Below are 24,003 nucleotides of genomic sequence, written 5' to 3' on the forward strand. Positions count from 1 at the left end.
TACCGGGGAGCCGACATGCCGATCACCGCGCGCGATATCGAGAACCTGATCCGGGAAAGCTTTCCCGAGGCCAAGATCACGGTCGAGGGCGATGACGGCCAGCATTTCGCGGCGGAAGTGATCGACGCGAGTTTCCGGGGGCTTAACAGGGTGCAGCAGCAGCGGGCGGTCTATGCCGCGCTGAAGGGCAAGATGGATGGCGCGCATGGGGAACTCCATGCGCTGGCGCTGACGACGAAGGCGCCGGATTGAAGGGAACGGGAAGATGAGCGCTGAGGCGACGATCCGCGAGACGATCGAGAAGAATGACGTGGTGCTGTTCATGAAGGGCACCAAGATGATGCCGCAATGCGGGTTCTCCTCCCGCGTGGCGGGGGTGCTGAACTACATGGGCGTGAATTTCGCCGATGTGAACGTGCTGGCGGATGCGGAAATCCGGCAGGGGATCAAGGATTTCAGCGACTGGCCGACCATCCCGCAGCTTTACGTGAAGGGCGAATTCGTGGGCGGCTGCGATATCGTGACCGAGATGACGCTGTCGGGCGAGCTGGACGCGCTGTTCGAGGCGAAGGGCGTGACCTTCGACAAGGACGCCGCCAACAAGATCCGCGAGGCGAATGCCTGAGAGGGCATTCTGCGCGCAAGGAAAGGCCCGCCGATTGGCGGGCCTTTTCCGTATCAGGCCCCAGTCAGAATGAGGTCGAAAGCTCGGATTATCCGGTCACGCTCATGCGTCAGGTTCGCGACATGCGTGCCAAGTTCCGCCAACGTCAATGTCGCAAGGACATGCGGAGCAAGGCGCAGGCGGATATCGCCCGCGGTGAGGATCGGAGACAGGGCGGCAAGGGCTGGAACCGCAGCGCCCTCGGGGATGGCTAGGCAGACGGCACGGGTGTTGAGAGCATCCAGAAGCCCCGACTGCAGGACGATGACGTAATCCCCTGTTGTCATGCGATACAGATCGAACTGATCGGCCATCAGAATTTCCTGTATCGCGCGAGGGGAACACCATTTTCCTCTATCCAGCGGTTATAGGCCGCGATGTCGGCGGCGTTGTCTTCCTTCCAGCGGCGGGCGCGTTCGGCGCGGACCTGCGCGAGGATGCCTTCCTCGGCCGCGCGGGAAAGGTTGATGCCCAGGGCGCGCGCCTCGTCCAGGAGGGCGGCGTCGAGGGTCATGGAGGTGGCGCGGCGTGTGGCGGTCATGGCGGGGCTCCGGTTGCTGGTGCCAGCATACCGCAAGACATACCGTATCGAAAGCGGTATGCGGCCTAACCCTGGGCGCAGGAGAGGATGGGGGTTTCGGTCCCTGCCTCGCCATCCTTCCACAAGAGCGTGGCCTCGGCCCCCTTTGACCACCAGACATAGCCCGACCCGTCGGACGGCCACGCATAGCGCGCGCCAGAGGCGGCGGCTTCGTTGTAAAGCAGGATCTGGCTGCCTTCGACCTGCAGGACCACAAGCGCGGTGTCATCGGCGGTGACATAGACCACCGGCACCTGAACATCGCGGTCGCAGAGATAGGTCATGTTCTGCACGCTGGTTTCGGCAAGGGCCGGGCCGGCAAGCAGGGCCAGGGAGAGAGCGGCGGCGCGCTGCATCTCAGCGACCGGACTGCGCGTCATCGAGGCGCTGGGCCAGCGCTTCGGCCTGGGCCGCGATCTCGGCAAGGGTTTCGGTCACCTGCGGCGGGATCACCGGCACCTCGACCCGGGTTTCGGGGCGGGATTCCAGCTCGGCGATCCGGGCCTTGAGGGCGCGGATCTCATCCTCGACGGCGGCGGTCTTGTCGGCGAGCATGAGGCCCGCCATCAGAAGCATCCGCGCCTCGGGCAGGCGGCCGAGTTGCGCGATGAGGGGCTGCGCCTCGGCATCCAGCATGGCGGCGGCGGAGCGCAGGAAATGCTCTTCCCCTTCCTGGCAGGCGACGGGGAAGCTGCGGCCCCCGATGGTGATGGAGAGTTCAGGCATCGGCGCGCTCTTCCTTGATCAGCGGGGTGAGTTCGGAGAGGATTTCATCCATTTCGGCCACTTCCGAAAGCCGGGTGACGCGGACGGCTTCAAGCTCGGCCATCATGGCGCGGTTGATCTGTTCGGGATCGGCTAGGTTGGCCGCCTGGGCCCGGCGCAGGCCGCGCAGGTTTTCGCGCAATTGCACCACGGTCTTGCGCATGCGGTGCATCTCAAGCCCCTGCACATCAAGTTGCGCGGTCATCTTGTCGATGCGGGCCTGCAGCGCGGCCGTCTCTTCGGAGGGGGGCGCGGCGGGCGTTTCGGCGGGGGCGGCGGTTGCCGCCGCCTCCAGTTCGGCGACGCGGTCGCGCAGGGCGGCATTGGCCCGCCGAACGGCGGCGAGTTCCGCCTCGATCTGGTGGATCCGGTCGTCATCGCGATCAGGGGCGGCCGTATTGGGCGCGGATTGCGGGGGGGCAATGGCCAGGGACTCGATCCCGTCGCCGATCCTTTGCAAGGCGGCCGCGATGCGGCGTTCGAGATCGGCCAGATCCTGCATGGTTGTCCCCTTCATCCGTGGTTTGCCCATCTTCCTGCACAGGCGTCGGGCCGCCTGCGAATCGTCCTACCCTGCCCTGACATGGAGTGTAGCGCAAGAATATGGCGCGACTCATCCTTTTGCACCCAAGGGCTTGCGCGGGCAGCTTGATCTTGCCCCGAGGACTGCTTAAGGCGGGGCCGCAATCACCCTTCATCAGACAGGACCACGGCCTTGGACATTGAGACGCTCCGCGCCCGCCACCCGGATCACTGGAAGCGCGCCTGCGCGATCCGCACCCTGACGCTTGATGCGGTGGCTGCCGCAAATTCGGGCCATTCCGGCATGCCGATGGGGATGGCCGATGTGGCCACTGTCCTGTTCGAGAAGCACCTGAACTTCGACCCCGCAGCACCGCGCTGGGCCAACCGCGACCGGTTCATCCTGTCGGCGGGGCATGGGTCGATGCTGATCTATTCGCTGCTTTACCTGACCGGCTATGCCGACATGACGCTGGAACAGGTGAAGAACTTCCGCCAGTGGGGCGCGATTACGGCGGGGCACCCGGAATTCGGGCATGTGGCCGGGGTGGAGACGACCACGGGGCCGCTGGGGCAAGGCATCGCCAATGCCGTGGGTTTCGCGATGGCCGAGGAAAACCTGCGCGCGCGCTGGGGGGCGAAGATCGTCGATCACCATACCTATGTGATCGCGGGCGACGGCTGCCTGATGGAAGGTGTGAGCCAGGAGGCGATTGCTCTGGCGGGCAAGCAGCAGCTGAGCCGCCTGATCGTGCTGTGGGATGACAATGGCATCACCATCGACGGCAAGGTCTCGATCGCCGATGTGACGGACCAGAAGGCGCGCTTTGCAGCCTCTGGCTGGAACGTGCTGTCTTGCGACGGGCATGACCCTGAGGATATCGACCGCGCGCTGGTGGCGGCGAAGGCGTCGGACAAGCCCACGATGATCGCCTGCAAGACGCATATCGCGCTGGGCCATGCGGCGCAGGATACGTCGAAGGGCCACGGCGCGCTGACGGATGCGGCGCAGATGGCGGCGGCGAAGGCGGCTTATGGCTGGGACTATCCGGCCTTTGAAATCCCGGCGGATGTGAAATCCGCATGGGAAGCCAAGGGCAAACGCGGGGCTGCGGCCCATGCCGAATGGCAGGCGCGGTTTGCGGCGCTGTCGGCGGCAAAGCAGGCGGAGTTCACGCGGATCTTCGCAGGCGAGGCGCCGGCCAAGCTGGCCTCGGTGATCCGTGGGGTGAAGAAGGCGGCGGTGGAGAGCCTGCCGAAACTGGCGACTCGCGCGGCGTCGGAAAAGGTGCTGGCGGCGGTCAATCCGGTGATGACGGAAACCATCGGGGGGTCGGCGGACCTTACGGGATCGAACAACACCAAGACGGCCGATCTGGGCGTGTTCACGCCTGAGGATCGCAAGGGGCGCTACGTCTATTACGGCATCCGCGAGCATGGGATGGCGGCGGCGATGAACGGGATGGCGCTGCATGGCGGCGTGCGGCCCTATGGCGGCACCTTCATGTGCTTCACCGATTATGCGCGCCCGTCGATGCGCCTTTCGGCGCTGATGGGGCTGCCGGTGGTCTATGTGATGACGCATGACTCCATCGGTCTGGGCGAAGATGGGCCGACGCACCAGCCGGTCGAGCATCTGGCGATCAGCCGCGCGACACCGAACACGCTGGTGATCCGCCCCGCCGACATGGTGGAAACGGCAGAGGCATGGGAGGTGGCCCTGACGCAGAAATCCACCCCCACCGTGCTGGCGCTGAGCCGTCAGAACCTGCCTGCCGTGCGCAAGGCGCATGTGAACCAGAACCTTGTCGCCAAGGGCGCCTATGTTCTGGCCGAAGCCACCGGCAAGCGGCAGGTGATCCTGATCGCGACCGGGTCGGAAGTGGAGATCGCGCTGAAGGCGCGGGATGCGCTGGAGGCAGAGGGGATCGGCACGCGCGTCGTGTCCATGCCGTCGATGGAGCTTTTCGCGCAGCAGGACGAGGCCTATCGCAAGCGCGTGTTGCCGGGTGGCCCGGTGCGCGTCGCGATCGAGGCGGGCGTGCGTCAGGGCTGGGACCGCTGGCTGCTGGGCGAGCGCGGCAAGGAGGCGAAGGCCGGCTTCGTGGGGATGTCGTCCTTTGGCGCCTCCGCCCCGATGGAGCGGCTTTACAAGGAATTCGGCATCACGGCGGAAAATGCCGTGGCGGTGGCGAAGTCCCTGCTCTGAACAAAAATCTTCGAAGATTTTTGCAAATTTCTTCGAAGAAATTTGGGCCGCGCCTAGTGCGCGGCCTTCTTCTTTCCGGTGACGGCGGCGATGGCGGGGCCGATGATGCGGGTCGCCACCGGGATCAGCGCCACGCCAAGGATCAGGCCGAAGATGCCATCGAAGAAGGCGGTGACTGCCCATGCGACGAAACCCTGTGCCGTGCCGATGGCAGCGGCGGTGGCGTCGGCGAGGTGGTGGATGGTTTCATAGGGCCAGGTCCAGAGATGCGTCACCTCAAGCCCATGGGTGACGATGTTGCCACCAACCCAGAGCATGGCGGCCGTGCCGATGAGCGACAGCGCCGACATCAGCTTCGGCATCCCCCGCACCAGCCCGCGCCCAAGGGCGCGCCCTGCCCCGCTGCGGCCTGTGGCGGCCATGTGCAGGCCCACATCATCCATCTTCACGATCAGCGCCACGGCACCGTAAACGGCGACGGTGATCAGCGCGCCCACCACGGCAAGCGTCACCGCCTGCAGCCAGAAGCTTGGGCTTTCGATGGTGGATAGCGCGATGGTCATGATCTCGGCCGAGAGGATGAAATCGGTCTTGATGGCACCGGCGACCTTCTCTTCCTCCAGATGGGCGGGATCGGCGGTGTCGAAATCGGCCTCGACCTTGTCATCGGCATGGGGCGCCAGCGCATGGACGACCTTTTCCGCCCCTTCGAAGCAGAGATAGGCCCCGCCCAGCATGAGAAGCGGCGTGATGGCGGCGGGAAGGAAATGATCCAGCGCCAGAAGCGCGGGCAGAAGGATGATCAGCTTGTTCTTCATGGAGCCGAGGGCGATGCGCCAGATGATGGGCAATTCCCTGTCGGCCGAGAAGCCATGCACGTATTTCGGCGTCACGGCGGCATCGTCGATCACAACGCCCGCGGCCTTTGTCCCGGCCTTGGCGGCGGCAGCGGCGATGTCATCGACCGAAGCCGCGGCAACCTTGGCGATGGCGGCCACGTCGTCGAGAAGGGCAAGCAAACCACTCATGCAGATCTTCCTTCATCCTTGCTCGATCTTCCTAGCGTGGCTGCGGCCATTTGGCAAAGCCCCGAAGATGTTAGCGCAAACCGCAGATGTTTGCGTTAACATATTGATTTTGTGTCGCTTTTGGACTTTTCGACTCTGCCCCCCTTCGTTAATCGCAAGGCATCCTACGGTATGCAACGGCATGGAGCGGCAGGCATGACCATCACCATCGGCATCAACGGTTTCGGGCGCATCGGGCGCTGCACGCTGGCCCATATCGCGGAAAGCGCCCGCAATGACGTGCAGGTGGTGGCGATCAATGCGACGGGCCCCATCGAGACGAATGCGCATCTGCTGAAATACGACTCGGTTCATGGGCGGTTCCCCGGCACGGTAAAGGTGCAGGGCAATACGCTGGATCTGGGGCGCGGGCCGATGCGGGTGATGTCGACCTACAATCCCGAAGAGCTGGATTGGGAAGGCGTGGATGTCGTGCTGGAATGCACGGGCAAGTTCAACGACCGTGACAAGGCGGCGGTGCATCTGGGACGCGGGGCGAAGCGGGTGCTGGTGTCGGCCCCGGCCAAGCGGGCGGACAAGACGGTGGTTTACGGCGTGAACCATCGCAGCCTGACGGCAGAGCATCTGGTGGTGTCGAACGGGTCCTGCACGACGAACTGCCTTGCACCGCTGGCCAAGGTCCTGAATGACGCGATCGGGATTGAATCAGGCATAATGACGACGATCCATTCCTACACCGGCGACCAGCCCACGCTGGACCGGCGGCACAAGGACCTGTATCGCGCCCGCGCCGCCGCCATGGCGATGATCCCCACCAGCACGGGTGCCGCCAAAGCGCTGGGCGAGGTGCTGCCGGAGCTTGCGGGCAAGCTGGACGGAACGGCGATCCGGGTGCCGACGCCGAATGTCAGCGCGGTGGACCTGACCTTCGTCGCGGGCAAGTCGGTGACGGTTCAGGACGTGAACGAGATCGTGCGCGAGGCGGCAGCGGGTTACATGGGCATGGTGCTGGCCTTTGACCCGGAACCGAAGGTGTCGATCGACTTCAACCATACGCCGCATTCGTCTATCTTCGCCCCGGACCAGACCAAGGTGGTCGGCGGCCGCACGGTGCGCGTGCTGGCCTGGTATGACAACGAGTGGGGCTTCTCCTGCCGGATGGCCGATGTGGCCGGGGTGATGGGGCGGCTCCTCCACTGAAGGAGGGGTCGTGACAGACCGGATCGCGCTTGCGCTTGGGATCGTCCTGATCGGACTTGTCGTGCTGGATCTTGCCGCCAATGGCGGCGAGGCCCTGCTCTTTCTGATGAGAAAGTTCTTCGTCTTCATCGAATTCTTGGCATTCTGGCGCTGACACGGCGAGAGTCGGGTTGTGTTTTCACCCGTTCTGCGGATGTTAGCGCTATCGGAGCGGCGGATTCGCCGCCTTACCCCTATTGGAGGAATTGCCATGACCGTCAAAGTCGCCATCAACGGGTTCGGCAGGATCGGGCGTAACGTGCTGCGCGGGATCATCGAGTCGGGCCGCACCGATATCGAGGTCGTGGCGATCAACGATCTGGGTCCGGTGGAGACGAACGCGCATCTGTTGCGCTTCGATTCGGTGCATGGCCGTTTCCCGGCAACGGTGACGACGGGCGAGGATTGGATCGACGTGGGTCGCGGGCCGATGAAGGTGACGGCGATCCGCAATCCGGCGGACCTGCCCTGGGGCCATGTGGATATCGTGATGGAATGCACGGGCATCTTCACCAGCAAGGAGAAGTGCCTGGCCCATCTGGAAAACGGGTCGAAGCGCGTGCTGATCTCTGCCCCCGGCGACGGGGCGGACAAGACCATCGTCTATGGCGTGAACCACCACACGCTCACCAAGGATGACGTGGTCGTGTCGAACGCCTCTTGCACCACGAACTGCCTGTCGCCGGTGGCGAAGGTCCTGAACGAGGTGGTGGGTATCGAGAAGGGGATGATGACGACCATCCATTCCTATACCGGCGACCAGCCGACGCTGGATACGATGCACAAGGACCTGTATCGCGCCCGCGCCGCCGCCCTGTCGATGATCCCCACAAGCACGGGGGCCGCCAAGGCCGTGGGTCTAGTGCTGCCGGAGCTGAAGGGCAAGCTGGACGGGTTCGCGATCCGGGTTCCGACGCCGAATGTCTCGGTCGTGGATCTGAAGTTCATCGCCAAGCGCGCGACCAGCGTGGAAGAGATCAACGCGGCGATCAAGGCGGCGGCGGATGGGCCGATGAAGGGCATCCTCGGCTATACCGAGTTCAAGAATGTCTCGTCCGATTTCAACCACGATCCGCATTCGTCGGTCTTCCACATGGATCAGACCAAGGTGATGGATGGCACCTTCGTTTCGATCCTGTCCTGGTATGACAATGAATGGGGTTTCTCGAACCGGATGGCCGATACGGCCGTGGCGATGGGCAAGCTGATCTGATTTCAGCCCGTCACGCGTCTTTGTTGCAGGCCGGTCATATCATGTGACCGGCCTTTGCTTTTGTTTCCGCTGCTTATGGTTATCTAGGTTTTCATGGATCTGATTGCTGTCATTGCGATTCTGAGCGGGCTGTTCCTGGCCATCGCCCTGGCGGAGCCGCTTGCCGCGCGGCTGCGGCTGCCTGTGCCGGTGATCCTTGTGGGCCTTGGCATGGCCATCGGGGCCGGCGCGGCGTGGTTCTGGCGAACGGATGTGACCGATGCGCTGAACCCCGTGGCGCTGGCGATCCTGAGCCTTCCCATATCCTCGGACGTGTTCATCTATGTGTTGCTGCCGATCCTTCTGTTCCAGGTTTCGCTGACGCTGAACCTGCGGCGGCTGATGGATGACTGGGTGCCGGTCCTGTCGCTGGCGGTGATCGCGGTCTTTGCGGCAACGCTGGTGATCGCGGCGGCCCTTATGCCCTTTGCGGAATTGCCCTTGCTGGCCTGCCTGCTGCTGGGGGCGATCGTTTCGACGACCGATCCGTCGGCGGTGGTGGGGATCTTTCGCGCCACCCCTGCCCCGCAGCGCCTGGCGCGGATCGTCGAGGGGGAAAGCCTGCTGAACGACGCGGCGGCGATTGCGCTGTTTTCGGTCTTCCTGTCGGCGCTTGTGCTGCGCGAGACGCAGCCGGAACCGCTGAGCGTGCTGATGCAACTGCCCTGGGTGATCGGCGCGGGGGCTGCGGTGGGCTGGGTGCTGGCGCGGGCGGCAATGTGGGCGATGGCGGCAATGAATCCCTGGCCGCTGGCCCAGCTTTCGGTGAGTTTTGCCCTGCCCTTTGCCACCTTCCTGATCGTGGATCAGATGCTTGCGGCATCGGGCGTGGTGGCGGCGGTGGTGGCGGGGATGACAGTGAATTTCCTGGCCCCCGGCCGCCTTGCGCCGCCTGCGCTGTCTTTCCTGCGCGAGGCCTGGAACCTGATGTCCTATTGGGCAGGCGGATTGATCTTCGTGCTGGCGGCACTTCTGGTACCAAGCGCCCTGGAACAGGCCGGGGCGCAGGATTTCCTGCTGGTCGCGGTGGTGGTGGTGGCGGCCTTTGCCGCGCGGGCGATGATCCTGTGGGGCCTGCTGCCGCTGCTGACCTGGGCGCGGCTGTCGCCCCGGGTGGAGGGGCCCTATCGCATCGCCATCCTCTGGGGCGGCCTGCGCGGGGCGGTGACGCTGGCGCTGGCCCTTGCGGTGACGGAAAACCCGGCAATTCCCTTCGACATCAAGCGGCAGGTGGGCATCGTGGCGACGGGTTTCGTGCTGTTCACGCTCTTGGTGCAGGGGACGACGCTGCGTCTGCTGATCGGCTGGCTGGGGCTGGACCGGTTGTCGCCGCTGGATCGCGCGCTGTCGGATCAGGTGGTCGCGGTGGCCTTGCAGGATGTGCGCGAGACGGTGGCCGAAACCGTGCGCAGCTTTGACCTGACGCCCGCAATCATCCGGGATGAGGCGAAGCGCTTTGGCGAAAGGCTGAACCGCGCGGTGGACAAGGCCGACGAGGCGCAGGACATCCTGGACAAGGACCGCGTGACGCTGGGCCTTGTCGCCATGGCGGGGCATGAGCGGGATCTGGTGCTGGACGCCTTTCGCGACGGCTTCATCTCGGACCGGACGGCAGAGCGGATGCTGACCGATGCGGACCGGCTGATCGAGGCGACGCGGACAGCAGGGCGCGGCGGCTATCGCGGGCAGGCGCGGCGGGCGCTGCGGCGGGGCCGGATGCTGGGGCTGGCGGAATGGGCGCATAGCCGGTTCCGGCTGACCGCCGGGTTGCAAAGCCTGATCGCGGACCGGTTCGAGTTTCTGGTGGCGCATCAGCAGATGCTGCGCTTTCTGATCACCTTCACCGAAAAGCGCATCCTGCGCATCCATGGCAAGCGGGTGGCGGCCCTTCTGGCCGATCTTCTGCGCTGGCGGATGGAAGAGGCGGGCCGCGAGATGGAGGGGCTGCGCATCCAGTTTCCCGGCTATGCCGAGGAAGTGGAGCGGCGGCTGATCCGGCGCCTCGCACTGCGGCAGGAGGAGGTGGAATATGACCAGCTGACGCAGGATGGGCTGATCGGGCCGGAACTGCGCCTGTCGCTGCAGCAACGCATCGCGGAAGAGCGGGCGAAGCTTGCGACACGGCCAAAGCTGGATCTGGCGGTGCAGCGGGTGGATATCCTGCGGGGCTTTGTGCTGTTCGCCGCGCTGGACGAGGCATCGCTGAAGCAGCTTTCCCGGCGGATGAAGGCGGTCTATGCCTCGCCCGGGGATGTGCTGGTGCGCAAGGAGGCCCTGCCCGACCGTGTCTGGTTCGTGGCGCGGGGCGCGGTCGAGGCGGAAATCGCGGGGACGCGGCATCTGTTGGGACAGGGCGAGATGTTCGGTCATCTGTCCGTGCTGCAAAAGCGGCCAAGGCGGGCCACGGTGCGCGCGCTGAGCCATACGATGCTGCTGACGCTGCAGGAACAGGAATTCGTGGCGCTGATGGCGCAGGTGCCGGATCTGGCGGCGGCGGTGAAGGCCAGTGCCGAAAAGCGCGGGGTGATCGTGGATCTACCCGCGCCATCCGGCCCGAAGGCCGCACGGCACCTGATGGAGCGGCTGCGCGAAGGCTTGCGCCAGACGGATTAGCCATGCATCAGGTGCATGGCGGCATCCTTCTTCCGGCGGTTGTTAGCGCCAACAAACACGCCCATCTTGCAGGCATGTCGAAGGGACAACCGAAAAGCCCTTGGCAGGACCGAAAGGACGACAAGATGAAACTGTTCGAAACGCTGAAGACCGCTGCCGCCAATCATGCCCTGTATCGGCGGACCCGCGACGAGATCGCGCGCATGCCGCGCGATGTGGCGCTTGATCTGGGGATCTTCCCGGAAGATGCCGATCGCATCGCCTGGGCCGCGATCTACGGCAAGTAAGCCACGAGACAGGCCGCGAACGGAACGCAGGGGCCTTTGCGGGCCCCTTTTGCGTTTCTTCAGCCCAGGCGGCGCGCGAGGGCCTTCTGCACCGGCGGGGTGACGAAGCTGGAGACATCGCCACCCAGCCGCGCGATTTCCTTGACGAGTTTCGAGGCAATGGCCTGACGCCGGGCATCCGCCATGAGAAAGACCGTCTCGATCGAGGAATCGAGCGCGCGGTTCATCCCGACCATCTGGAATTCATATTCGAAATCCGCGACCGCGCGCAGGCCGCGCACGATGACGGTGGCGCCCACGTCGCGGGCGCAGTCGATCAACAGGTTCTCGAAGGGATGCACCACGATCTCGCCCCCGGTGCGGGCGGTGATGGCGGCGCATTCCGCCTCGACCATCGCCACCCGCTCTTCCAGGGTGAAGAGCGGGCCCTTGTCGCGGTTGATCGCCACGCCGATGACCAGCCGATCCACAAGCGCCATGGCACGCTGGATGATGTCGACATGCCCCAGCGTGATCGGGTCGAAGGTGCCCGGATAAAGGCCGATGCGCATGGGTCCGCTTCCCCCTCTGGTGGCGTGGATGCACGCAACATTATTGCGCGGATGAGTGCAAGACCCAAAAACGACGCAATCGGGGCCGGATCAGAAGCCCTTGATCATCCCTTCCAGCGCGTCCTTCTCCATGGCGAGTTCGGTGAGACGGGCCTTGACCACATCCCCGATGGAGATCAGCCCCACCATCTGCGTGCCCTCCATCACGGGCATGTGGCGGAAGCGGCCATCAGTCATCTTCTGCAGAACCTCGGTCGCCTGTTCGTCGCGCCGGCAGCCGACGATGTTGGCGGTCATGATGCTGTCGACGGTGTCGGCCATGCAATTCGGCCCGCGACGGCCCAGTTCCCGCACCACGTCGCGTTCCGACACGATGCCCGAAACCCGCTTGCCATCGGGAGAGACGATGACCGCCCCGATCCGGCGCGAGGACAGGATCTCGGCCGCGGCGGCAATGGTCGTTCCCGGGGTTACCGTCACCACACCATCATCCGATTTGGATTTTAGGATTTGCTGGACAAGCATCGCGGACCTCCCTTTCCGATGGCCAAGCGTCGGCCCGTGGGGAAATTCTGTCAAGTCAGGGATTCGAGGCGCGCCACTTCGGCCCGCAGGCCCTGCGCCAGAAGATCGGCAAAACGGTTGAGCCGTTCCACGCGCCCGTCATCGGCATGGCGGATCAGCCAGAAGCTGCGCGTCAGGGCCACCTGGCCCGGGATCAGCTTTACCAGTTCGGGCGCGGTGGGCAGGGCGAAATCATGCACCACGCCCACCCCAGCCCCGGCCCGCAGCCAATGCAGCTGGACCGAGACGGAATTGGAGGCCAGCGCGACAGAGCGCGCGCCGAGTTCGGCGAGGTAGTCCAGTTCCTTGTCATGGATCATGTCGGGGATATAGCCGATCAGGCGGTGATGAACGAGGTCGGCCGGGCTGTCGATGGGTGCGGCGCGGGACAGGTAATCGGGATGCGCCGCAAGGTGGAGGTGGTAATCCGTCAGCTTCTGCACCGTCAGGCGGCCCGCCGTGGGGCGGCTGACGGCGATGGCCAGATCGGCCTCGCGCTTGGACAGGTTGAAGACACGCGGCAGGGCCACGATCTGCACCTCAAGCCCCGGATTGGCATCGCAGATCCGGGCCAGCACCTGCGGCAGCAGGTAGTTGGCGCAGCCATCGGGGGCACCGATGCGGATCTGGCCGGTCAGGCCCTCGGGGCCGGAAAGCGCCTCGCGCGCGCCGTCCAGCGCGGATTCGGCGCGTTCGGCATGGGGCAGCAGGCGATTGCCTTCCTCGGTCAGGGCATAGCCCTGGGGCGATTTGGCAAAGAGCCGCGCGCCCATCGCATCTTCCAGACGTGCGATGCGGCGGCCCACGGTGGCGGCGTCGATCTTCAGCCGCTTGCCCGCGCCCGACAGGCTTTCGCTGCGGGCGACGGCAAGGAAGATGCGAAGGTCGTCCCAGTCCACGCGCGGGTGTCCTGCATTTTTGCAAAGCCTGTTTGAATCATTTCCCCTGTTTCCAGCATTTCCGCAAGGCTATTGTGATGGCAACGCATTGAGGGAGGATCCCATGAAAGAGATCGGTCACTGGATCAACGGCAAGCATGTGAAGGGCACGTCGGGCCGCTTTGCCGACGTCTTCAACCCGGCCACGGGCGAGGTGCAGGCGCGCGTGGCGCTGGCGACCAAGGCGGAACTGGATGCCGCCACGGCAGATGCCGCCAAGGCGCAGGTGAAATGGGGCGCGACCAACCCGCAGCGCCGCGCACGGGTGATGATGGAATTCGTCCGCCTGCTGAACCGCGACATGGACAAGCTGGCCGAGGCGCTGTCTTCGGAACATGGCAAGACGATCCCGGATGCCAAGGGCGATATCCAGCGCGGTCTGGAAGTGATCGAATTCTGCATCGGTGCGCCGCATATGCTGAAGGGGGAATTCACCGACAGCGCGGGTCCGGGGATCGACATGTATTCGATGCGCCAGCCCATCGGCGTGGCGGCGGGGATCACGCCCTTCAACTTTCCGGCGATGATCCCGATGTGGAAGATGGGCCCCGCCCTGGCCTGCGGGAATGCCTTCATCCTGAAGCCGTCGGAGCGGGATCCCTCGGTTCCCCTGATGCTGGCGGAACTGATGCAGGAGGCGGGCCTGCCCGATGGCGTGCTGCAGGTGATCAACGGCGACAAGGAATCGGTCGACGCGATCCTGGACAACCCGATCATTTCCGGCATCGGCTTTGTGGGATCCACCCCGATCGCGGAATACATCTATGGGCGCGGCTGTTCGAACGGCAAGCGCGTGCAGTGCTTTGGCGGCGCGAAGAACCACATGATCATCATGCCGGATGCCGACATGGATCAGGCGGCCGATGCGCTGGTGGGCGCAGGCTATGGCGCAGCGGGCGAGCGGTGCATGGCGATCTCGGTCGCGGTGCCGGTGGGGGATGAAACGGCGGATCGGTTGATCGAGAAGCTGATCCCCCGGATCGAGAAGCTGAAGGTCGGCCCCTATACCGCTGGCAATGATGTGGATTACGGCCCCGTCGTCACGGCGGCGGCGCAGGCGAACATCCTGCGGCTGGTGGACTCGGGCGTGGCCCAGGGCGCGAAGCTGGTGGTCGATGGCCGCAACTTCAAGCTGCAGGGATACGAGGACGGCTTCTTTGTCGGCCCGCATCTGTTTGACCATGTGACGACGGATATGGACATCTACCGGAAAGAGATCTTCGGGCCGGTGCTGTCGACCGTCCGCGCCAAGACCTATGAAGAGGCGCTGGGTTACGCGATGGACCATGAATATGGCAACGGGACCGCGATCTTCACCCGCGACGGCGACACGGCGCGCGATTTTGCGGCGCGGGTCAATGTGGGGATGATCGGGATCAACGTGCCGATCCCGGTGCCGCTGGCCTATCACACCTTTGGCGGCTGGAAGAAATCGGCCTTCGGCGACCTGAACCAGCACGGGCCGGACGCCTTCCGCTTCTACACGCGGACGAAGACCATCACCTCGCGCTGGCCGTCGGGGATCAAGGAAGGCGCGAGCCTGAACTTCAAGCCGATGGATTGAGCCTGTCGTCGGGCGAAACGGAGCCGGGCCGCGCATCGCGCGGCCCGTTTTCATTGGCCCCTTGATCGCGCCTGCCGGGCGCGGTTGACTGCCGGAAAAGCGGGTAAGGGGTGGAAGATGGACTGGATGGCCGGACTGGGCGCGATCATGCCGGAAACGCGCGGGGAACTGGCGGCGCTGCAGAGGCGATCCCTGCCGAAGGGATTGGATCTGTTTGCCCCCGGGGATCGCGCGCAGGGCTTTCCTCTGGTGCTGGCCGGGCGGGTAGAGGTCTATCTGACGGGGCCATCGGGGCGCGAGATCCTGCTTTACGCGGTGGAACAGGGGCAAAGCTGCATCCAGACGACGCTGGGCCTGCTGGGAGATGAGCCCTATAGCGGCACGGCGGCCACCGTCAGCGAGGCCGAGGTGGTGACGATCCCCAAGCCGCTTTTCCTGCGCCTGATGGATCGCGATCCGGCCTTTCGCGGCTTTGTCCTGCGGTCTTTCGGGCAGCGCATGGCGGATCTGACACGGCTTCTGGAATCAGTCGCCTTCGGCCGGGTGGAGGCGCGGCTGGCCGGGGCGTTGCTGGACCTGGCCGAAGGGGGCGTCGTGCGCGCCACGCAGTCCGAGATTGCCGCCCGGATCGGATCGGCGCGCGAGGTGGTGTCGCGCAAGCTCGACAGCTTTGCCAAGGCGGGCTGGGTGGCCACCGAACGCGGCGAAGTGCATCTGCGCGACGAAGCCGCACTGCGCCGGGCGCGCGGCCACTAGGGGCCGCGTGACCTTATCACAGACAAGACATGCATGATTCGCTATATTTGGTCCACGAACCGGAGAAACCGGGATCAAGAGACAGGAAAGGGAACCATCATGTTGAAGAAGAATGTCGGTGGCATTGACCGTGTGCTTCGGATCGTTGTCGGATTGGCGCTGCTCGCAGGGTTCTTCCTGAACACCGAAGGCGCCTATCGCTGGGCCTATCTGATCGGCATCGTGCCGCTGGCGACGGGGCTGATGTCGTCTTGCCCGCTGTATTCCATCCTCGGGCTGTCGACCTGCCCGATGAAGAAGGTCTGACCAAATTCCTTTGAAGGAATTTGCAATTTTCTTCGAAGAAAATTGAACGCCGCCCGGCAGGGCGGCGTCTTTCATTCCGCCGCCACGCGACGCGGTTTCAGCATGTCCTTCAGGTAGCGCCCGGTATGGCTGCGTTCCACCTTTGCCACATCCTCGGGCGTGCCTTCGGCAACGATCTGCCCGCCGCCATCGCCACCTTCGGGGCCGATGTCGATGATCCAGTCGGCGGTCTTGATGACATCAAGGTTGTGTTCGATCACGACAACCGTGTTTCCCTGTTCGACAAGTTCATGCAGCACTTCAAGAAGCTTGCGCACATCCTCGAAATGCAAGCCGGTTGTCGGTTCATCAAGGATATAGAGCGTGCGCCCCGTCGCCCGGCGCGACAGTTCCTTGGAGAGTTTGACGCGCTGCGCCTCGCCCCCTGACAGGGTGGTGGCCTGCTGGCCGACCTTGATATAGCCGAGGCCGACCTGGCAGAGCGCGTCCATCTTCTCGCGGATCGCCGGAACGGCGGCAAAGAAGCCCTGCGCATCTTCACAGGTCATATCAAGAACGTCAGCTATGCTTTTGTTCTTGAATTTGATTTCCAGTGTCTCGCGATTGTAGCGATGACCCTTGCAGGTTTCGCAGGTGACATAGACATCGGGCAGGAAGTGCATCTCGATCTTGATGACGCCGTCGCCCTGGCAGGCCTCGCACCGCCCGCCCTTCACGTTGAAGGAGAAGCGGCCGGGTTGATAGCCGCGCGCCTTCGCCTCGGGCAGGCCCGCGAACCAGTCGCGGATCGGGGTGAAGGCGCCGGTATAGGTGGCGGGGTTGGACCGCGGGGTGCGCCCGATGGGGCGCTGGTCGATGTCGATGACCTTGTCGAGATGTTCGAAGCCCTTGATCGTCTCGCAGGGTGCAGGTGTTTCCCGCGCGCCGTTCAGGCGCATGGCAGCGGTCTTGAACAGCGTTTCGATGGTGAGCGTGGATTTCCCCCCGCCCGACACGCCGGTCACGCAGACGAATTTGCCAAGCGGGAAGTCGACGGTGACGTCTTTCAGGTTGTTACCCGTCGCGCCGACGACCGTCAGTTTCTTGCCGCTGCCCTTGCGGCGGGTCTTCGGCACGGCGATTTCGCGCTGGCCCGAAAGGTATTGCCCCGTCAGGCTGACCGGATCGGCGGCAACCTGTTCGGGCGTGCCGTGGCTGACGACGCGCCCGCCATGGACGCCCGCGCCGGGGCCGATGTCGAAGACGTAATCCGCCTCGCGGATCGCGTCTTCGTCATGTTCCACGACGAGGACGGTATTGCCCTGATCGCGCAGGTTCTTCAGCGTCGTCAGCAGGCGATCATTGTCGCGCTGATGCAGGCCGATGGAGGGTTCGTCCAGCACGTAAAGGACGCCCGTCAGTCCCGACCCGATCTGAGACGCCAGACGGATGCGCTGAGATTCCCCGCCCGACAGCGTGCCGGCATTTCGCGAAAGCGTCAGGTAGTCGAGGCCGACATTTACAAGGAATCCAAGGCGTTCGCGGATTTCCTTCAGGATCGCACGGGCGATTTCGTTCTTCTGGTTCGACAGGCTGTCGGGAACCGTGCCGATCCAGGCGAAGGCCTCCTTGATCGACATGCGGACAACCTCGCCCACATGCAGGCCCGCGATCTTGACCGCCAGCGCCTCGGGCCGCAGGCGGTATCCGTGGCAGGTGCCGCAGTTGCGGTTGTTCTGGTAGCGTTCGAATTCCTCGCGCACCCATGCGCTGTCAGTTTCGCGATAGCGGCGTTCCATGTTGGGGATGACGCCTTCGAAGACACGGCTGACCTCATAGATCCGGCCGCCTTCATCATAGCGGAAGCGGATCTCTTCATCCCCCGATCCGTGAAGGAATACCTGATGCACATGGGCAGGCAGGTCTTTCCACTTTTTCTTGGCATCGAATTCGTAATGCTTTGCAAGGGCCTGGATCGTTTGCGTGAAGTAGGGGCTTTTCGATTTGGCCCAGGGGGCCAGCGCCCCCTGCATGAGCGTCAGGCCCTGATCGGGCACGACGAGGCGTTCATCGAAGAACAACTCCACCCCCAGCCCATCACAGGCCGGGCAGGCGCCGAAGGGCGCGTTGAAGGAGAAGAGGCGCGGTTCGATTTCGGGAATGGTGAAGCCCGACACGGGGCAGGCGAAGTTTTCCGAATAGGTGATGCGTTCCGGCTCGCCCTCGGCCGGCGCGGTTTCGAGGATGGCAATGCCATCGGCAAGGTCGAGTGCAGTGCGGAAGCTGTCGGCAAGGCGCGTCTCCAGCCCCTCGCGCACGACGATCCGGTCGACGACCACGTCGATATCGTGGCGGAATTTCTTGTCGAGCGTCGGGGGTTCTTCCAGTTCGTAGAACTGCCCATCCACCTTGACGCGCTGAAAACCCTGCTTGCGCAGGTCGAGGAATTCCTTCTTGTACTCCCCCTTCCGGTCGCGGACGATCGGGGCCAGCAGATAGGCGCGCGTCCCTTCCGGCATGGCCATGACGGCATCCACCATGTCCTGCACCTGCATCGCGGTGATGGGCAGGCCCGTGGCGGGGCTGTAGGGGGTGCCGACGCGGGCGAAAAGCAGGCGGAGGTAATCGTAGATCTCGGTCACCGTGCCGACGGTGGAACGGGGGTTCTTCGACGTGGTCTTCTGTTCGATGGAGATGGCGGGGGACAGGCCCGAGATATGATCGACATCCGGCTTGCCCATCATGTCGAGGAACTGCCGCGCATAGGCCGAGAGCGACTCGACATAACGGCGCTGCCCTTCGGCATAGATCGTGTCGAAAGCCAGCGAGGACTTGCCAGAGCCCGAAAGCCCGGTGATCACCACAAGCTGATCGCGCGGGATATCGACATCCACGCCTTTCAGATTGTGTTCGCGCGCGCCGCGCACCTCGATGAACTTCTGTTCGGCCATGCCCCGATCCCCCAGAGGAATGGACGACAGATAGGCCATGTCGCGCGAGTCTCCAATCCAAAAATGTGAACATTAGGTGAACACCAGCAGTTTGCCCGTCGCACTGCCCCGCCCGATCAGGCCTGCGCGTTTCCCTCTTTACATATTCGTTTTTTTGCATATCTATTCCGGCAGAGAATCCTGTCAGAAGGCGCAGCCATGACCCCCATCACTTCCATTCCGCAGGCCATCGACATGGCTGCAAAGGGCCAGATCGTGCTTCTGGATGTGCGCGAGTCGGGCGAGCTGTCCCAATCGGGCACGGCGAAGGGGGCGGTGCATATCCCGCTCGGTCTCTTGCCGCTGAAAGCCGATCCGCGGGCACCGGACTATGACAAGCGCCTCGCCGGAAAGCCGGTCGCGGTGTTCTGCGCGGCGGGCGCGCGGGCGGGTCGGGCGGTGGCCCTGCTGACGCAGTTCGGGCATGAGGCCGTGAATATCGGCGGCTTCGGCGATTGGTGCGGCTGCGGCGGCCCGGTTCAGCGCCACGCCTGACGGCGGCGCGCCTGCAGGGCGTGCAGCGCAATCCCGGCAGCGCAGAGCGGCAGGACAAAGACGATCAAACCCACAGGCCCCATCGCGCCGATCATCAGCGCAAGGACGGGCGTGCCTGTCGTGGTGCCGACATTGCCCAGTTGCGCCACCGCCCCCGAGGCGCGGGCGCGGTCTTCGGCGGTGTCGTTCAGTTGCGGGATCGAGGCGAAGCTGGCCCCCTGGACGATGCCCATGGCCCCGGCAAGGGCAAAGGCCGCCAGAAGCGCCCCCATGCCCTGGCCCCAGGCCAACCAGAGCAGCAGCGTGGCAAGCAGCCCGACGGCATAGCCCGCCTGCACCATCTGCACCGCGCTGACATGGCGCAGCCCCCAGACACCCAGCGTCAGCGAGACGGCGATGGAGACAAGCGGCATCCCGGCGGCGGCCAATGCCCTCTGGTCTTCGGGCAGGAGCGGCGGCAGCAGCGTCAGCAAGGCGACGTAGATCGCGGTGTAGAAGACAAAGCCCATCGCCGGCGCGGCAATGCGGGGCGAGGCATAGATGATGCCATGCTGCCGGATCAATCCGCCGATTGAGGGCAAGGCCGGCGCGACGGGATCAGGGGGCAGCAGCGCCACCAGCACCACTGCCAGCACCGCCATCCAGCCCGCATGGCCAAGAAACAGCGCCGCAATACTGCCGCCCTGCAGCAGCGGCGGGGCGATCAGGGCAAGAAGCGCATAGGTGACACCGAAGAAACTGCTCCACAGGGTCATGGCCAGGCCCTGATGGCGGGGCGGGGCGATGCCCGCGATCATGGTCGGGCCGACGACGACGATGGCCAGATGCGAGACCCCTTCGAAGACACGGGTCAGGATCAGCAGGGCATAAGGCAGCGGCAATGTCTGCAGAGCCGAGACCGCCGCCCCCAGCACCAGTGCCGCCACGATGGCGCGGCGCGGGCCGATGCGGGCGACAAGAAGGCCCGAGGTCGTTCCGAAGATCAGCCCCACGATGCCGACGATGGAGACGATCAACCCGATGCCCGCGGCCCCCTGTTCGGGATAGCGCGCGGCCATCAGATCAAAGGCAAAGGACAGCTTGCCGAATTGCGCAGCCGATCCAAGCCCTGCAAGCCAGAGGGCGATCACCGTCACGACAGCGCGCATCCCCTGCCCCTTCATCTGTTCTCAAATATCCTCGGGGGGAGGGCCGCAAGGCGGCCCGTGGGGGGCAGACAGCCCCCCTCCCCGGCCCGGAACCGGGCGCTGCGTCAGAAGTGCAGCGCGCGGCCGTAGGCGTCAAGCACCGCTTCGTGCATCATCTCGGACAGGGTCGGATGCGGGAAGACGGTGTTCATCAGGTCTTCCTCGGTCGTCTCCAGCGCGCGGCCGACGACATAGCCCTGGATCAGCTCCGTCACCTCGGCGCCTACCATATGCGCGCCAAGGAGTTCGCCGGTCTTGGCATCGAAGACGGTCTTGATCATGCCTTCCGATTCACCCAGCGCGATGGCCTTGCCATTGCCGATAAAGGGGAAGCGGCCGACCTTGATGTCATAACCCGCCTCTTTCGCCTTGGCCTCCGTCAGGCCGACCGAGGCCACCTGCGGATGGCAATAGGTGCAGCCCGCGATGGAGTTCGGCTTGATCGGGTGCGGATGCTTGCCCGCGATCAGTTCGGCGACCATCACCCCTTCATGGCTGGCCTTGTGCGCCAGCCACGGCGCGCCCGCGATGTCACCGATGGCGTAAAGCCCTTCGACGCCCGTGCGGCAATATTCGTCGGTCACCACATGGGTGCGGTCGATCTTGACCCCCAGCGCCTCCAGCCCGAGGTTTTCGACATTGCCGACGATCCCCACGGCAGAGATCACCGTGTCGAAGTCGTGGGTTTCGATCTTGCCGCCCATTTCGATATGCGCGGTCACGCCCACGCCCGGCTTGCGGTCCAGCTTCTTCACCCCCGCCTTTTCAAGGATCTTCATCCCCTGCTTGACGAACTGCTTCTTCGCGAAGGCGGAGATTTCGGCGTCCTCGACGGGAAGGATGCGGTCCATCACCTCGACCACCGTCGTATCAGCGCCCAGCGTGTTGAAGAAGGACGCGAATTCGATGCCGATGGCGCCCGATCCGATGACCAGCAGCTTTTTCGGCATCCGCTTGGGTTGCAGCGCGTGCTTGTAGGTCCAGACCAGATCGCCATCCGCCTCCAGCCCCGGCAATTCGCGGGCGCGGGCGCCGGTGGCCAGGATGATGTGCGGGGCGGTGAGGTCTTCGACACCCTTGTCGGTCTTCACAGAAACCTTGCCCTTGGCGGTGACGGTGGCCTGCCCCATCACGACGGCGATCTTGTTCTTCTTCATCAGATGGCCGATGCCGGAAGAAAGCTGCTTGGCCACCCCGCGCGAGCGTGCCACGACGGCGGGCAGGTCATAGCCGATCCCGTCTGCCTTCAGCCCGAATTCCTTGGCGCGGTGCATCAGGTGGAACACCTCGGCGCTGCGCAGCAGGGCCTTGGTCGGGATGCAGCCCCAGTTCAGGCAGATGCCGCCAAGATGTTCGCGTTCGACGATGACCGTCTTCAGCCCCAGTTGCGCGGCGCGGATCGCGGCGACATAGCCGCCGGGACCGGCACCGATCACGATCACATCATAGGCTGCGGCCATGCGTGTTTCCTCCCTCAAAGAAATTGGTTTGGCCTTAAACCATTTTCCGCATCCAAGCAACGCAGGGCGCGCCGGGGGCCTATGCGCCAGGCGCATGGCTGCCGCGGATCAACGGCGCGGCGGATCACCCCTGCCCCATCAGGCGCCGCACCTCGGCCCCATAGCCGCCGGCATCAAGCCAGTCCTGCTCGGCCGGGGTGCTGAAACGGGAAAGGGCGGCGTTGCGATGGGGAAAGCGGCCGAAACGGGCAATGATGGCCTGATGTGCGCGGGCATGCAGGGCCATTTCGGGATCGGATGACAGGCGTTCCTCCATCAGCTGCACGGCGCGGGCCTGATCATCGGGGTCTTCGGAATGCTCGAAGGGCATGTAGAAGAACTGCCTCTCGGGTTCCGGCGCGCCCATGTCCCAGCCCGCGGCAAGGGCGGTGCGGGCCGCGGCAAGGGCCAGGGGATCGGTGGCGAAACTGTCGGCTGTGCCGCGGAACATGTTGCGCGGCAGCTGATCGGTCAGGATCAGGAAGGCGAGCGTGCCGACCGTGCCGTCGATCCAGTGATCGAGGTTGCCATCGCGCGCCGCCTGCCAGAGATCGCCAAAGCGGTCGCGGCAGATGCTGTCGATCTCGTCCCCGCCGGCATACCATCCTTCGGGGCCGATCTCGCCCAACCAGAAATCGAGCAGTTCGACAGGGTCCGACATCGGGACCTCCTTCCCTTTTCCCCCGAGGGTGGCAGGGAAAGCCGGGCGGCGCAACCTTTGCCTAGCGGTCCTTTTCGATCACGGCGGTGGCGGCCACCGGCGATGCTGTGGGCACGAGGAAGGCCGAAGGCGCGGTGCCCGCGGGCGCGGCACGACGCGACATGCGCCAAAGCGCATAGGCCGTCAGCAGCGAGAAGAGCGCCGAGATGAAGAGGAAGAACCCGCCAGAGCCCACCTGCCCCATGATCCAGCCCGTGACGATGGGGCCGAAGATCGCCCCGAAGCCGTTCAGGAAGATCATCCCGGCGCTGGCGGCGGCCATGTCATCCTGGGCGAGGAAGTCGTTGGTATAGGCGATCAGCAGCGCATAGACCGGATTGGTGATCCCGCCCAGAAGAAGGGCCGCAACCAGATAGGCGGTAAAGGGCAGATCGGCGAGCCCCGCGATCAGCATGGTCACGGCAGCAATCCCCGAAAGGCCGGTGATCAGCAGGCGGCGATCCATCCGGTCGGACATCCAGCCGATGGGATATTGCAGGACCAGACCGCCGACATAGAGCGCACCCACGAAGATGGAGATGTCGCGGACCGAAAGCCCCTCCATCGCGCCCCAGACAGCGGCCATGCCGAACATCGCCGAAAAGACCCCGCCCGTCAGCAGCATGCCCACGCAGCCCAGGGGCGAGATGCGGAAAAGTTCGCGGAAGGACAGGCCCTTGGTCGTCTGGAAGGTCGGCGCGGGCGTCGGGGCCAGCAGGATGGGCATGAAGGCCAGCGAAACAAGGACAGACGGGATCACGAACAGCACGAAGCCCGACGGATCGCCCACGTTCAAGATGGCCTGGCTTGCGATGATGCCCACCATCTGCACGATCATGTAGGCCGAAAGCGCCTGGCCCCGCGTCTCGTTGGTGGCGGCGTTGTTCAGCCAGCTTTCGGCGGTGATGTAGATGCCGGAAAAGCAGAAGCCGAACAGCACGCGCAGCGCCGTCCAGACCATCCAGTCGGCGGCGACGGGATAGACGACCAGCACCGCCGAAATGAGCGAGCCGAGCGCCGCGAAGACGCGCACATGCCCCACCTTGCGGATCATCGAGGGCGCAAGCTGCGACCCCAGCAGGAACCCCGCGAAATAGGCCGACATGACAAGCGATATCTCGAAGGTCGAAAAGCCCTCGATCGCGCCCCGGATCCCCAAGAGCGTGCCCTGGATGCCATTGCCCACCATCAGGAGCATGACACCCAGCAGAAGCGGCCAGGAGGTGGAGAGAACCTTGATCATCGGAACACCGGAAAGAGAGGAAGCGGGTCAGGCCGTCAGGAGATGAGGCTATCATTCCTGACGGAGCGGCCA

The 24,003-nt window shown here is 64.6% G+C and carries 26 protein-coding genes; 12 read left to right on the forward strand and 14 right to left on the reverse strand.

The window, feature by feature from the left end:
• The first annotated feature begins 15 nt into the window (after window positions 1-15).
• Together G5V65_RS14300 and grxD are read left to right on the forward strand one after the other, a co-directional pair.
• Window positions 16-252, forward strand: a complete 237-nt coding sequence (locus G5V65_RS14300; protein ID WP_165051320.1) for a BolA/IbaG family iron-sulfur metabolism protein — start codon at window positions 16-18, stop codon at window positions 250-252.
• Window positions 253-265: 13 nt separating this feature from the next.
• Window positions 266-625 carry a Grx4 family monothiol glutaredoxin gene (gene grxD / locus G5V65_RS14305; protein ID WP_165051323.1) on the forward strand — a complete coding sequence of 120 codons (360 nt, stop codon included), beginning with the start codon at window positions 266-268 and terminating at the stop codon, window positions 623-625.
• 53 nt (window positions 626-678) lie between these two features.
• Here the strand turns inward: grxD and G5V65_RS14310 are convergent, their stop codons facing one another.
• From G5V65_RS14310 to G5V65_RS14330, 5 genes are all read right to left on the reverse strand, one after another.
• Window positions 679-978, reverse strand: a complete 300-nt coding sequence (locus G5V65_RS14310; protein WP_165051324.1) for a CcdB family protein — start codon at window positions 976-978, stop codon at window positions 679-681.
• Window positions 978-1,205, reverse strand: a complete 228-nt coding sequence (locus tag G5V65_RS14315) for a type II toxin-antitoxin system CcdA family antitoxin (RefSeq protein WP_165051326.1) — start codon at window positions 1,203-1,205, stop codon at window positions 978-980. Before G5V65_RS14315 ends, G5V65_RS14310 begins: the two co-directional genes overlap by 1 nt.
• Before the next feature lie 65 nt (window positions 1,206-1,270).
• Window positions 1,271-1,624, reverse strand: a complete 354-nt coding sequence (locus tag G5V65_RS14320) for an MliC family protein (RefSeq protein WP_165051328.1) — start codon at window positions 1,622-1,624, stop codon at window positions 1,271-1,273.
• A complete protein-coding gene (locus G5V65_RS14325; protein WP_165051330.1) occupies window positions 1,602-1,970 on the reverse strand; it encodes a cell division protein ZapA in 369 nt (122 codons plus the stop codon). The genes G5V65_RS14320 and G5V65_RS14325 overlap by 23 nt, the downstream gene beginning before the upstream one ends.
• Complete coding sequence (locus G5V65_RS14330; RefSeq protein ID WP_165051332.1) at window positions 1,963-2,511, reverse strand: hypothetical protein; 549 nt, start codon at window positions 2,509-2,511, stop codon at window positions 1,963-1,965. The genes G5V65_RS14325 and G5V65_RS14330 overlap by 8 nt, the downstream gene beginning before the upstream one ends.
• Window positions 2,512-2,724: 213 nt before the next feature.
• Here G5V65_RS14330 and tkt point away from each other — a divergent pair, with 213 nt between their 5' ends.
• The gene (tkt, locus tag G5V65_RS14335; RefSeq protein ID WP_165051334.1) at window positions 2,725-4,740 is read left to right on the forward strand and encodes a transketolase; all 2,016 of its coding nucleotides are present in this window, start codon (window positions 2,725-2,727) and stop codon (window positions 4,738-4,740) included.
• Between the two features lie 53 nt (window positions 4,741-4,793).
• Here tkt and G5V65_RS14340 read toward each other — a convergent pair whose 3' ends face one another.
• Window positions 4,794-5,768, reverse strand: coding sequence for a DUF808 domain-containing protein (locus tag G5V65_RS14340; RefSeq protein WP_165051336.1), 975 nt, complete (start codon window positions 5,766-5,768; stop codon window positions 4,794-4,796).
• A 195-nt stretch (window positions 5,769-5,963) separates the two neighbouring features.
• Here G5V65_RS14340 and gap (G5V65_RS14345) point away from each other — a divergent pair, with 195 nt between their 5' ends.
• The 5 genes from gap (G5V65_RS14345) to G5V65_RS14365 all read left to right on the forward strand — a co-directional run bounded on the left by gap (G5V65_RS14345) (window position 5,964) and on the right by G5V65_RS14365 (window position 11,159).
• Complete coding sequence (gene gap / locus G5V65_RS14345) at window positions 5,964-6,968, forward strand: type I glyceraldehyde-3-phosphate dehydrogenase (RefSeq protein ID WP_165051338.1); 1,005 nt, start codon at window positions 5,964-5,966, stop codon at window positions 6,966-6,968.
• Between the two features lie 10 nt (window positions 6,969-6,978).
• Window positions 6,979-7,122 carry a hypothetical protein gene (locus G5V65_RS14350; protein WP_165051340.1) on the forward strand — a complete coding sequence of 48 codons (144 nt, stop codon included), beginning with the start codon at window positions 6,979-6,981 and terminating at the stop codon, window positions 7,120-7,122.
• Between the two features lie 96 nt (window positions 7,123-7,218).
• Window positions 7,219-8,220, forward strand: coding sequence for a type I glyceraldehyde-3-phosphate dehydrogenase (gene gap, locus G5V65_RS14355; protein WP_165051342.1), 1,002 nt, complete (start codon window positions 7,219-7,221; stop codon window positions 8,218-8,220).
• A 93-nt stretch (window positions 8,221-8,313) separates the two neighbouring features.
• Window positions 8,314-10,872, forward strand: coding sequence for a cation:proton antiporter (locus G5V65_RS14360; protein WP_165051345.1), 2,559 nt, complete (start codon window positions 8,314-8,316; stop codon window positions 10,870-10,872).
• A gap of 125 nt (window positions 10,873-10,997) precedes the next feature.
• Window positions 10,998-11,159 (forward strand): hypothetical protein, encoded by a 162-nt coding sequence (locus G5V65_RS14365; protein ID WP_165051347.1) that lies wholly within the window; start codon window positions 10,998-11,000, stop codon window positions 11,157-11,159.
• 59 nt (window positions 11,160-11,218) lie between these two features.
• Here the strand turns inward: G5V65_RS14365 and coaD are convergent, their stop codons facing one another.
• The 3 genes from coaD to G5V65_RS14380 all read right to left on the reverse strand — a co-directional run bounded on the left by coaD (window position 11,219) and on the right by G5V65_RS14380 (window position 13,173).
• Window positions 11,219-11,710: a pantetheine-phosphate adenylyltransferase gene (gene coaD, locus G5V65_RS14370; RefSeq protein ID WP_165051349.1), complete on the reverse strand. Its 492-nt coding sequence runs from the start codon at window positions 11,708-11,710 to the stop codon at window positions 11,219-11,221.
• 90 nt (window positions 11,711-11,800) lie between these two features.
• On the reverse strand, window positions 11,801-12,235 hold the full coding sequence (locus G5V65_RS14375; protein WP_165051351.1) for a CBS domain-containing protein: 435 nt from the start codon (window positions 12,233-12,235) through the stop codon (window positions 11,801-11,803).
• A 50-nt stretch (window positions 12,236-12,285) separates the two neighbouring features.
• Window positions 12,286-13,173, reverse strand: a complete 888-nt coding sequence (locus G5V65_RS14380) for a LysR substrate-binding domain-containing protein (protein WP_165051353.1) — start codon at window positions 13,171-13,173, stop codon at window positions 12,286-12,288.
• Window positions 13,174-13,276: 103 nt separating this feature from the next.
• Here G5V65_RS14380 and G5V65_RS14385 point away from each other — a divergent pair, with 103 nt between their 5' ends.
• The 3 genes from G5V65_RS14385 (at window position 13,277) to G5V65_RS14395 (ending at window position 15,838) form a co-directional block, all read left to right on the forward strand.
• Window positions 13,277-14,776, forward strand: coding sequence for a CoA-acylating methylmalonate-semialdehyde dehydrogenase (locus G5V65_RS14385; RefSeq protein WP_165051356.1), 1,500 nt, complete (start codon window positions 13,277-13,279; stop codon window positions 14,774-14,776).
• Window positions 14,777-14,893: 117 nt separating this feature from the next.
• Window positions 14,894-15,532 carry a Crp/Fnr family transcriptional regulator gene (locus G5V65_RS14390; RefSeq protein WP_165051358.1) on the forward strand — a complete coding sequence of 213 codons (639 nt, stop codon included), beginning with the start codon at window positions 14,894-14,896 and terminating at the stop codon, window positions 15,530-15,532.
• Window positions 15,533-15,631: 99 nt separating this feature from the next.
• Window positions 15,632-15,838 (forward strand): YgaP family membrane protein, encoded by a 207-nt coding sequence (locus tag G5V65_RS14395; RefSeq protein WP_165051360.1) that lies wholly within the window; start codon window positions 15,632-15,634, stop codon window positions 15,836-15,838.
• A 71-nt stretch (window positions 15,839-15,909) separates the two neighbouring features.
• Here the strand turns inward: G5V65_RS14395 and uvrA are convergent, their stop codons facing one another.
• Window positions 15,910-18,768, reverse strand: a complete 2,859-nt coding sequence (gene uvrA, locus G5V65_RS14400; RefSeq protein WP_165051513.1) for an excinuclease ABC subunit UvrA — start codon at window positions 18,766-18,768, stop codon at window positions 15,910-15,912.
• 198 nt (window positions 18,769-18,966) lie between these two features.
• Here uvrA and G5V65_RS14405 point away from each other — a divergent pair, with 198 nt between their 5' ends.
• Entirely contained in the window at window positions 18,967-19,302 is a 336-nt protein-coding gene (locus tag G5V65_RS14405; RefSeq protein ID WP_165051362.1) for a rhodanese-like domain-containing protein, read from the forward strand.
• On the opposite strand, the gene G5V65_RS14410 is transcribed toward G5V65_RS14405, so the two are convergent.
• The 4 genes from G5V65_RS14410 to G5V65_RS14425 all read right to left on the reverse strand — a co-directional run bounded on the left by G5V65_RS14410 (window position 19,287) and on the right by G5V65_RS14425 (window position 23,931).
• Complete coding sequence (locus G5V65_RS14410) at window positions 19,287-20,450, reverse strand: MFS transporter (protein WP_165051365.1); 1,164 nt, start codon at window positions 20,448-20,450, stop codon at window positions 19,287-19,289. The two genes, G5V65_RS14405 and G5V65_RS14410, sit on opposite strands and share 16 nt — an antisense overlap.
• A gap of 104 nt (window positions 20,451-20,554) precedes the next feature.
• Window positions 20,555-21,949, reverse strand: coding sequence for a dihydrolipoyl dehydrogenase (gene lpdA, locus G5V65_RS14415; protein ID WP_165051367.1), 1,395 nt, complete (start codon window positions 21,947-21,949; stop codon window positions 20,555-20,557).
• A 124-nt stretch (window positions 21,950-22,073) separates the two neighbouring features.
• Window positions 22,074-22,649 (reverse strand): DUF924 family protein, encoded by a 576-nt coding sequence (locus G5V65_RS14420; RefSeq protein WP_165051369.1) that lies wholly within the window; start codon window positions 22,647-22,649, stop codon window positions 22,074-22,076.
• 61 nt (window positions 22,650-22,710) lie between these two features.
• Window positions 22,711-23,931: an MFS transporter gene (locus G5V65_RS14425; RefSeq protein WP_165051371.1), complete on the reverse strand. Its 1,221-nt coding sequence runs from the start codon at window positions 23,929-23,931 to the stop codon at window positions 22,711-22,713.
• Window positions 23,932-24,003: the final 72 nt, after the last annotated feature.

The sequence above is a fragment of the Paragemmobacter kunshanensis genome, assembly GCF_011059185.1.
Lineage (GTDB): Bacteria > Pseudomonadota > Alphaproteobacteria > Rhodobacterales > Rhodobacteraceae > Paragemmobacter > Paragemmobacter kunshanensis.